Origin of the sequence: Cyanobium sp. A1C-AMD, assembly GCF_024346495.1 — a bacterium.
Classification (GTDB): Bacteria; Cyanobacteriota; Cyanobacteriia; order PCC-6307; family Cyanobiaceae; genus Cyanobium_A; species Cyanobium_A usitatum.
The window spans coordinates 1-9,894 of record NZ_JAGQDB010000083.1; the positions used below are offsets into that span (position 1 = coordinate 1).

Sequence of the window (9,894 nt, forward strand, 5' to 3'; positions counted from 1 at the left end):
GCTGCGGGCCTGCTGGCCATACGTGCCTTGTGCCGTTTCCGGGGCGTCAATGCAGCCCAGCCTCACTGTCATGGCTTTGCTGGCCTGGCGGACGCGGATTGTGTCGCCATCGCCAATGGAGAGCACCATGGCCGTAACGCCTTGACCAGCAACACCAGCCGGCCAGGCAAGAGCCGTCAACGCCGCCACAACCAGCAAAACCTTGCTTGCCATCGCTGGAGTTTGCACGGGCAGCCTTTCCATGGGGCCTATGCATGGCCGCTGCGCCAAGAGCCGCTGAGCTATGGGTTTCCGCTTTCGTTGTTCTCCACGCCTGGGCCCGCTGCGCTTCAACTACCGCTTCGCGGGCCTGCAGCCCCCGGCTGGAATCGAGGCCATGCCCTGCTTCCTGATCGCTCTCAGCGGTCTGTTCTTCTGCTTCTGAACTTCCAGTCTCAGCTCACCAGGCCAGCGGCACCAGCAAAGCCCTAAAGCAATTCAGCAGGCCCAAAAGAGAGGGTTGGTTCTTCAGAGCATTGCTTGCAGTGCCTTAGCCCTGCTCCCAGCGGAAGCCTTGATCTTCCCAGGCTTTCGGATCTTCGATCGGCTCGAGATGAGTGAACACATGCGTGCGGGTCAAGGTGGCCGCCACCTTGTGCTCCAACTGATCGCAGAGGTCGTGGCCTGCCTGCACGCTCCAGTGACCAGGCACGAGCACGTGGAACGACACGAAGCGACGGGAACCAGCCACGCGGGTGCGCAGCGCATGGAATTGGATCTCGTCTGTTGCACAGCTGGCCAGCAGATCTTCGAGAACCTGTTGCTCGGGATCGGATAGGGAGCGATCCAGCAGGCCGGAGGCGGTTTCGTGAAACAGCTTCCAGCCAGTGACGACGATGTTCAGCGCCACGGCGATCGCAATCAGGGGGTCGAGAATCGTCAGGCCGGTGAGCTTCACCAGGCCGATGCCCAGAACCACACCGAGGGAGGTCCAGACGTCGGTGAGCAGATGGTGGGCATCGGCGCGCAGGGTGATCGAATCAAAGCGCCGCGAGGCTTTCAGCAGCACCCAGGCCACCAGACCATTCAGCGCGGTTGCCAGCAGGGAAATGACCAGGCCGATGCCCAGCTGCTCCAGCGGTTGGGGTTGCTGCAGGCGGCCAATGGCGGTTTGCATGATGGCGAGAGCTGCCACCACGATCAGCACACTTTCCAGGCCGCTGGAGAAGTATTCGGCCTTGAAGTGGCCGTAGGGGTGGCTGCGATCGGCAGGTTTGGCCGCGAGGGTGAGCGCCCAGATCGCGCCAAGGGCTGCGACCAGGTTCACGCCCGACTCCATGGCATCGGAGAGCAGGCCCACCGACCCGGTCAGGCGCCAGGCCAGCGTTTTCAGCACGATCGTCGCGACCGCTGCTGCCGTCGACAGCAGCATGTAGGCGCGAGGCGAGGCGAAGACCATGGGCGCGGGAAGTGCTCTCTCAGCTAAGCCAGTGTTGGTGATGGCGGACCAGACTGCTTGTCGTGGCGGCGACGGAAGGCGGTTTCCGATTTGATCAGCCTTTGGCCTACTCGAGCGCTAACAGGCCAAGGGAATAAGGAAGGCCACCTCCGGCGCCCAACCCGCTGACGCACCAGGTCGTCACTCCAGGCCTCATAAAGCTCCCCAGATGACGTTCAACACAATTCAAAGAGCAGCAGGTCTGCTCCACCTGACCCTGCAGTGAAGGCCTCCAGCTTGCCGGCGCCGTAGCCCAGACCATCACCCTGCTGTAGGGGATGGCCATTGGCCTCCCCGGCCCCATCAATCAGCTGGATCCAGCCCTGGCGGCCTGTGCCAATGGCCAGGCTGAGCGTCTCGCCTGCACCTGGCTGAGCCCGCCAGAGGCGCACCGGCCGGTGGATCGCCATGGCGCCATCGGCCTGCTCGGGATCCAGCAGGGGAGTCCAGCCGGGACCGATGGCGAAGGGTTTCTGCTCGTAGGCCGGGGCGATGCCGGTGCCACTGGGCACGATCCAGATCTGCAGCAGCCGGCAGGGCTTATCGCCCTGGTTGATCTCGCTGTGCACCACACCGGTGCCTGCGCTCATGCGCTGCACCTCGCCGGCGCGCAGCACCTCGGCGTGGCCCATCGAGTCGCAATGGTTGAGCTGGCCCTCCACCATCACGGTCACGATCTCCATGTCGCGGTGGGGGTGCATGCCGAAGCCTGTGCCGGCGGCGATCGTGTCGTCGTTGATCACCCGCAAGGGGCCATAGCCCATCCAGGCTGGGTCGTAATGGCTTGAAAAGGAAAAGCTGTGCCAGCTGTCGAGCCAGTCGAGCTGGCTGTGGAAACGCTCGGCGGCCGGGCGAAATACCAGGCCTGAAGAGGTGGTCATGGTTGGGAAATATGGATTTGGTGCAGGCGCGTGATCAGCTCAGCGATGGAGTCGTCCTTGGCCGGATTGTCGCTGTTGCTGGACAGCTGGCGGCCCACCACATGGGCACCGAGATGGGCCAGCTGCAGCCTCATGGCCGTGAGCACGCCATAGCCGGCGCCGCCGGAGTGGGTGGCGATCACCACGGGGCGGCAGTTGAACAGGGCCCGGAAGTCGCTGCCCTGCACCGACAGCCAGGCGATGGCGCTGGTGAGCACCGGCGGGATCGAGCCGTTGTATTCCGGCGAGCAGATCACCCAGCGCGGAGCGGCAGCCAGCTGGGCCTCCAACGCCGCCAACACTGGCGGTGTGCCGGCGACTTGGGCTCGCGGAGTGAAAAGCGGCAAGTTGATGGTGGTGAGATCGAGTACGGCAGCGCTTTGGCCCTGCTGGCGTGCGGCCGCTGCGAAGCGCTCAGCCAGCTGCAGGTTATGGCCGTTGCTAGCGGCGATCACCAGCACATCTGTGGAGGTTGAGGTACTCATGGCTGGGGCTCCAGGGTGGAGTAATTGGTATAGCCAGCGTGGCCGGTGCTGAAGAAGCTGGCGAAATCCTGGGCAATGAGGGGCGCCAGCACCGTATCGATTGTCGAACTGCTGCTTAACGACTGGACAGGCAGTATCAGCTCTGGCGTTGCCTGGCTGGTGTTTCTGCTGATGGAGCTACGGCTGCCCCTTAGCCCGCAGCCCTAGGACTTATCCGCAGCTCGGCATAGCCGGTGGCAGGATCTAGCTCCCGCCAGAAATGCCACTCCGGCAGCAGGCCAACCACCAACTCGGCGGTGGTGCGCACCAGGGAGCCGGCGCAGAGGTGGCCGCCGATCACGGCGCCCCTGCTGTCGGCCACAGCAATGTGCAGATGGGCGCCATCGGGCGAAAGGGTGCCGGCCAGGCTGAGTATCTCCAGCTCACCGTGGATTTTCGTGTCCTCAGCAGCCCCCGCAAAGCGCAGCTGAGCGACCGAGAGGCTGCCCACGGCGCTAATCACGCAGCCCGCCTGCTCCTGCTGCTCGCCCATCCAGGTTTCCAGCGTCTGCCGGAGGTCGTCTCCCGGCGCAAGCCGCAGCGGCACCACCTTCATGGGGTTGGCCCCTCCACCAGCCCCTGGAACATCACCAAGGCATCCACATAGCCCAGCTGCTTGTGTCTGCCCCCCCTGGCAGGGTGCCAACGACCTCAAATCCATTGTGCTGCCAGCCACCGGGCCGCCTGCACGGCCACCACATAGCCGGCATAGGCCACATGGGCGCCGAGGCGCAGGGAGTCGGGCTTGAGGTAAATAGTGCCCACCACGGCCCCAGCCACACCTCCATAGCCAAAACAAATTAATTGACCAGAACTAAGCAGTAAATATTCAGCTCACCAGCTCCAACTCCTCAAGCAATCGCCGTTGGGCCGCAGCGGGCACAAAGCGGTGGGCCGCCATGGCGCCGCTCACGGCTACGGGCGGTACGCCAATTCCGGGGAATACGCCCGCACCGCAGAGCGCCAAGCCTTTGATCGGGGTGCCGCCGCCGGGGAAGGCTCCGCGGTTGGCGGGCCAGGCGGGGCCATAGCTGCCCTGGTGCACCCGCAGAAAATCGCGATGGCTGAGGGGGGTTCCCTGCAGCTCGAGCACCACCCGCTCGCGCCAATCGGGCACCAGTTGATCGAAAACGCCATGGAACACACCGCAACGCTCGCGGCGCAGCTCCTCATAGGCGGGGGTGCCCCGCTCCAGATCCTTCCAGAGCTCCCAGGGTTCGTTGGCTGGCGTGTAGCCGTGCAGCACCTGGTGGCCCGGCGGCGCCAGGGAGGGATCCAGCCGCGACGGCATCGACAGCACCACCATGTTGCGCTCAGCCCTGATGCCCCGCTGCCAATCCCCCACCCACACATGGTGGATGGGCAGCTCGGCCATGCCTTCATCTTTGAAAGCTAGGTGCCAGTGCAGAAAACTGGGACAAGCCGGCGCAGCCAGAAGCTTCTGGCGCCAACGCTCCGGTGCACTGCCCTTACCCAGCAGGGCGGCCGTATCCCATGGGCTGGCATTACTAATAACTCCGTGGCGGGCGTTCAGCCGTTCGCCGCTGACTAGGCGCACGCCTGTGGCCCGCCCCCCCGACAGTTCGATTTCCGCCACCGCCGCGCCCGTGCGCAGCTCGCCCCCATGGCGGCGGATGCCCCGCACCAATGCGTCCACCACGGCGGGGCTGCCACCTAACGGGTAATCCAACCCCGCATCGGGCTCAAACCACTCGCCAAACAGGGTGGCCATGGCGGCTGCACTGGTCTGATCGGGCTCCAGGCCGGAGATCAGAAAACACAGCATCTCCACCCAATGGAGCAGAAAGGGATCGCGCAGATGGCGGCGGGCAATAGGCCCAAAAGCCCCGCCCAGCGCTGCCAGCTGGCCCGCCTGGCCGATCAGCCCCAAACCCTGAGTGCCAAGAGTGGTGAGCAGGCCAGCGCCGGGACGCAGGGCCAACAGCGGCAGCGATCCGGCGGCGCGGCACAACGGGGCCATGGCCACCAGAAAGTCCTGCCATTCAGCGGCAACCGCTGGCCCCCGCAGGCTGCGGAGCACCTCCAGAAATGGATCCAAGCCCACGCCAACCCGAAGATTGCCCTCGGGCAACAGCAGGCCCCACTCCGAGTAGCGCACCACCGGCACGCTCTCACCCACGGCCCGCAGCACCTGGGCCAAGGGGTTGGCACTAGGCCAGCGGCCCAGCCCGCTCCAAAGCGACGGACCAGACTCGAAGTGGAAGGGTCCCCGTCGAAAACCATGGGCGGCGCCGCCGGGCTGGCTGTGGGCCTCCAGCACCTGCACCTCCAGCCCGTGGCGCGAGGCGATGGCGGCGGCACAAAGGCCCCCCAGGCCACTGCCGATCACGATTAGATCCGGCATCGCCCCTCTCGCTTTCGGCAGCAAAGCAATCGACCCTAGGAAAGGGAGATAGGCCCCTGCTCCAACAGTCTTTACCTATCCGTGAGCGGGTCGTTCAGTCGGGTAAGAAAGCCGCATTCCCCAATGCCGCTCACCTCGTGCGCCTGACTGATCGACACTCCAGCCGCACCGCCACAGGTGCCCTTAGGAGGACCATCCGCCCCACATCTGGAATGCATGGCCCCAGGCGCCAGCTCCCCTGAGGTATTCCTCAGGGGTTTTGTTTTGTAAGTACTGATTGCGGACTAAAGCGCACTCAGTAGTAGGGGCTGAATTCAGTCCCCACATGGGCCAGAAACCGCAGTAGCTCGCTCTGGGGCACGGCAGCTAAGCAATACCTGCAACATAGGCTTGTCTGGTGAATATCAGCCCAGCGTGCTTCCTTCAGGTGAAGTTGAAGGACTGGTGAGAGATTGCCTCACCACAGGCCTCGGATCGGCTGGGGAGCGGGGGCCGGCACCACCACTGGAGCAGGGGCGGGCTCGGGCTCGGGCTGAGGGGCAGGGGCCGGAACGGCCGCCACGGCCCGGGTGGCGCCACCCCATCGGAATTTGATGCCACCACCAACGTCCCAGGCGGTGCCACCGGAATACAACCCGGCGCCGCCCCGCACATAAAAGGTGGTGTTGTCGCTGAGGGTGTAGGCCAGTTGCCCCTGCAGGCCAAGGCCGCTGCTCTGCACCAGGGAGCCGGTGGCCTGGGTGGCCTGGGTGGCCTGGGTGGCCTGGGTGCCGCTGCCGCTGCTGACCACCGTGGCGGGCTCTCCGCCTAGGAAGCCAGCGCCCAGCCAGCTCACCCGCAAGGACGGTGTGATCAGGTTCTTGCCTTGCTGCATCGGCGCCCGCCAGGTGACACCGATGTCGGCGGTGCCAACGGTGCTGCTGCTGGAGGGCAGCAAAAAGCTCTGGTTGGTGGTGCTATCAGTGATTCTCACCTGGCCGAAGGACAGGCTGGAGGTAGTGAGTAGGGCGCTGGGTTCCAGCAACTGGGTGCCGGACAGACGGATGCGTCCACCAAAATTCAGTGCCGTGTTGAAAGCACTGCCACTGACGGAAGGGGAGCTGGTGCGGACCCCGGCGGCATTACTGCTGCTGATGGCAAAGGGTTGTTGGCTGCTCAACCCATCGCCACCGATCGCACCACTGATGAACCAGTCCGGACGGGACCACTGGGCAAACAGACCGCCGCCGCCCCAGGTGAGATTGGAGGATTGGCCGCTGAAGCTGGTGCCGTTGATGAACAGGGAGCCGCCATCGGCCGAGCCTTGACCAAAGCGTCCGAAGACGCCGGCAACGAGATCACGGCTGAAGGCGTAATCGAGCCGGAGGCCCAGCTGGGCCCCGTCGAAGGAGGAGGTGCCCACCGATCCTCCCGAGCGGACCACGGGACCGCCGAAGCCATCCCCGAACACCCGCAGCCGCCAGCCGGTGCGCTCTGCGTAGTAAGCACCTGGTTCGCTACTGAAGCGGAAGGCGGGATCGGATGTGGTTTCCGGGCCCGCCACCGTGTATTGGTTTACATCGATCCCATGATCCACATTCGGATCGAAGGGCACCTTCTGGGGAAGGATCTCCAGCAGATCCCGACCGAACACTTGCCAGCTGCGGCCGAGTCCCAGGGGCTGCAGGCGAGCATCGGGTCGATAGACGTCCGCCGACGGAAAGCAGAACTCCGCCTCGGTGCCATCGGGGCAGATCTCGGCCCTGGCCGGTGCAAGCGGCAGGGAGAGGGCCAGCAGCGGAGCGGCGGCGAACCCCAGCCAGATGGTGTTACGGAATGAAGTCGCCATGCCTGTAAAAGGGTGGGTTGAGTTGGGTTGAGTGCTTCCGCCGGATCTTGCGCAGCCGGCCTGGTGCTCTCAACGACATCTGCCGATGCCGGAATTGCAAACGCAAAGTAGATCATGACCAGCTCCATGAGGAGCAGGTCAGCGAGTCAACGCCAAAGGAGAACCAGGACTGGGAAAGCAGGACTGGGAAAGGATAAATACAGAGATCCACCCAACCGAATCGCTGTCCAAATCCTGCATGGGATGGGCAACACTTGGTAAGTTTATGGCTATCTGGCGTAGCGCAATCTTTCGTGGCGACTCCCTCCCCCATCGTAGCTCTAGGTCCCTCATCGCTGGACCTGCTCTATGGGACCAGCGGCAACCTGCAGCTCACCTTTGATGAGTCCAGCGGCACCGGCTTCCAACCCTGGCTGGAGCTCCAGGTCGCCGCCCCCAGCAGCCACCTCAGCTTCGGTGCCGCCAGCTGGGCATCCCTCCCAATCGCCACCAAAACTTATACCTTCACCCGCAGCGGGACCAGCGGTCCGTACACCCTCGTCCACCCCCTCACCGGGGCCCCCCTCACCAGTGCCACCCCCGACACGCTGCTGATTTGGCAGCTGCCCGTGGGCAGCTATGTGGCCTCCTCTCCCGCAGTGGTGGTGAGCGTGCCGGTGTCGGTGAAGGCCACCAGCCCCATGCTGGGGCCCGTGCCGCTGCGGGCCGGCGGCGGCTACGCCCTCGGCACTGATCCCCTCAACAACCCGAGCACCGATCCACCGATCAGCGCCCCGAACGTGACGGGGCAGGTGGTGCCTTCACCCCTCACCTTCAGCAAGAGCAACAACCTTGCGGAGTCGGAAACGGCCACCGGCCCCAACTTCATTGGCGCCTGGCGGCTGTCGGCCGACATTGCCGATGGGGCCCAGCTCAACAAGCTGGTGGTCAGCGACACCCTGCCCAACGATCTCAACCTGCTGGAGATCAACCCCAGCTTGAAGCTGAACGGCAAGCTCACCCAGCAGCCGGTGGGCAACCCCACGGCCCCGAGCAATAACCAGGTCGTCATCGATTACGGCGGCCCCACCACGGGCACCACGAGCACGGAGGAGGCGGCCGCCCAGATCAGGTTCTTCGTTCCCGACACCCTCGACCCCACCACGGGCGGGGCGATCACATACGCCAACAACGCCTCCGTCTCCGCCACCTGGGGCAACTCTCCCGACGGCAGCGTCAAGCTCAACACGCCCGCCAACAATGAGATCATCGCCAAGGCCCTGGCGATTCAGAAATCCGCCAGCTCCGGCTCGGTGCTCCCGGGTGGCGACGTCACGTTCACCCTCAATTTCCAGATCTCCGATTACTTCGCCTTCGGCGATCTGATCGTCAAGGATCTGCTCGGCGACGGACTCACCTATACCCCCGGCAGCGCCAGGATCAACCTCCAGGAACAGGGCGTCTCCCTCACCGGCAATGGGTCGGCGGCTTTCGATCCTGCCTACATCACCTACCTGCCGGATGTCGCAGGACCTGGGGTTGATGGCAAGGACAGCCTCAGCTTCAACCTCAGCGGCTGGCTGAAGTCGATTGGCAACGATGGCATCCTCCAGGGTGGGCGGGTCTTCAGCACCACCGCAGGAGCTACGAGGGGCTCGATCACCTTCACAGCCAGCGTCGACGACCTCTACGTCGCCCCCAAGGCCGCCGGCCAGAACATCAAGCCCGGCGACCAGCTGGCCAACAATGTCACCCTGCAGGGTGACATCCAGAAACAGCTGCCATTAGGCCTGTTCCTGGACACCAACCGCCAGGTCAGCGACGGCAGCGGTGTTGCCATGAGCGTGGCCGACATCGGCAATGCCAAGACGGTGGTGGCGCGCAACGGCCAGGTCCTGGGCTCCGCTCCCCTGGTGCTCACCCCCGGCGACACGGTCACCTATCGCATCAAGGTGACCTTCCCCATCGGCGACATCCACGGGTTCAACCTCAGCGATTTCCTGCCCACGCCGGTTTACAACGTGGATGGCGAAGCGAGTGGGGGTGCCAGTCCCACCGGCTTCGAATTGTTCGGTTCAGGCGCCACCGCCAGCAGCCCTGGCAGCCTGCCTCCGACGGGACGGTTCAGCTACGGCAGCCTCCACACCGCTCCGCCGTTGGTGGACAACCTGCTCAAATCCGGGCCGGCGGTCAATGATCTGGTTGCGACGATCGCCAACACCAGCGACCCCACTCACACTCCCGTCACCGTCGACCTTTATTACACCGTCACCGTGACCGGTGCGGCGATCGACGACCGGCTTCCGATCACCAACATTGCTACCGCCACCACGGTCGACTCCAACGGCACCTCCCGTCCGCCCCAGATCGCGGCGGTGACCGGCGAGGTGCTGGCCCCCAACCTCAAGATCCGCAAAGGCATTGTCGTCACCAGCCGCGACAGCCTCAGCGGAGCCCAAGGGGTCACCTACAGCCCCACCCTCAATACGGGTGGCGCCACCTTCCCTGCCCCGATCGGCAGCGTGCCCTTCAGCGGCACGGTGAGCAGCGGCGGCATCAGCGTGGCGGGCGGCAACGGCTCCACCGGTGCAGTTAAGAACAATGCCCTCGATTCCAACGTCGCGGGGCTGGATGCGGGCGACACCGTCCGCTTCGTGGTGGTGATCGAGAACATCGGCACCAGCTACCGCGGCGCCTTCAACGTGCAGCTGCGCGATGAACTTCCCGCCGGTCTCAGCTTCACCTCCGGCAGTCTGCGCATCGTCGACGGCAGCGGTGCCCTGATTGGCTACACCCGGCCC

General features: G+C 64.7%; 9 protein-coding genes. 2 read left to right on the plus strand and 7 right to left on the minus strand.

Annotation, left to right across the window (positions count from 1 at the left end):
* Positions 1-213, minus strand: a 213-nt coding sequence (locus KBY74_RS11765) for a thermonuclease family protein (RefSeq protein WP_396123185.1), incomplete at its 3' end; no start/stop codon positions are given.
* 70 nt (positions 214-283) lie between these two features.
* On the opposite strand from KBY74_RS11765, the gene KBY74_RS11770 reads away from it, so the two are divergent.
* The gene (locus KBY74_RS11770; RefSeq protein WP_254942867.1) at positions 284-424 is read left to right on the plus strand and encodes a hypothetical protein; all 141 of its coding nucleotides are present in this window, start codon (positions 284-286) and stop codon (positions 422-424) included.
* A gap of 105 nt (positions 425-529) precedes the next feature.
* On the opposite strand, the gene KBY74_RS11775 is transcribed toward KBY74_RS11770, so the two are convergent.
* The 6 genes from KBY74_RS11775 to KBY74_RS11800 form a co-directional block, all read right to left on the minus strand.
* Positions 530-1,438 carry a cation diffusion facilitator family transporter gene (locus KBY74_RS11775; protein ID WP_254942868.1) on the minus strand — a complete coding sequence of 303 codons (909 nt, stop codon included), beginning with the start codon at positions 1,436-1,438 and terminating at the stop codon, positions 530-532.
* Positions 1,439-1,653: 215 nt separating this feature from the next.
* Positions 1,654-2,358 (minus strand): pirin-like bicupin family protein, encoded by a 705-nt coding sequence (locus KBY74_RS11780; protein ID WP_254942869.1) that lies wholly within the window; start codon positions 2,356-2,358, stop codon positions 1,654-1,656.
* Positions 2,355-2,882, minus strand: a complete 528-nt coding sequence (locus KBY74_RS11785) for an NADPH-dependent FMN reductase (protein WP_254942870.1) — start codon at positions 2,880-2,882, stop codon at positions 2,355-2,357. The genes KBY74_RS11780 and KBY74_RS11785 overlap by 4 nt, the downstream gene beginning before the upstream one ends.
* A 190-nt stretch (positions 2,883-3,072) precedes the next feature.
* Positions 3,073-3,477 (minus strand): PPC domain-containing DNA-binding protein, encoded by a 405-nt coding sequence (locus KBY74_RS11790; protein WP_254942871.1) that lies wholly within the window; start codon positions 3,475-3,477, stop codon positions 3,073-3,075.
* 273 nt (positions 3,478-3,750) lie between these two features.
* Complete coding sequence (locus KBY74_RS11795) at positions 3,751-5,286, minus strand: NAD(P)/FAD-dependent oxidoreductase (protein WP_254942872.1); 1,536 nt, start codon at positions 5,284-5,286, stop codon at positions 3,751-3,753.
* 457 nt (positions 5,287-5,743) lie between these two features.
* Positions 5,744-7,114, minus strand: a complete 1,371-nt coding sequence (locus tag KBY74_RS11800) for an autotransporter outer membrane beta-barrel domain-containing protein (RefSeq protein ID WP_254942873.1) — start codon at positions 7,112-7,114, stop codon at positions 5,744-5,746.
* 293 nt (positions 7,115-7,407) lie between these two features.
* Between KBY74_RS11800 and KBY74_RS13805 the strand changes: the two genes are divergently transcribed.
* Positions 7,408-9,894, plus strand: a 2,487-nt coding sequence (locus tag KBY74_RS13805) for a hypothetical protein (RefSeq protein ID WP_254942874.1), incomplete at its 3' end; no start/stop codon positions are given.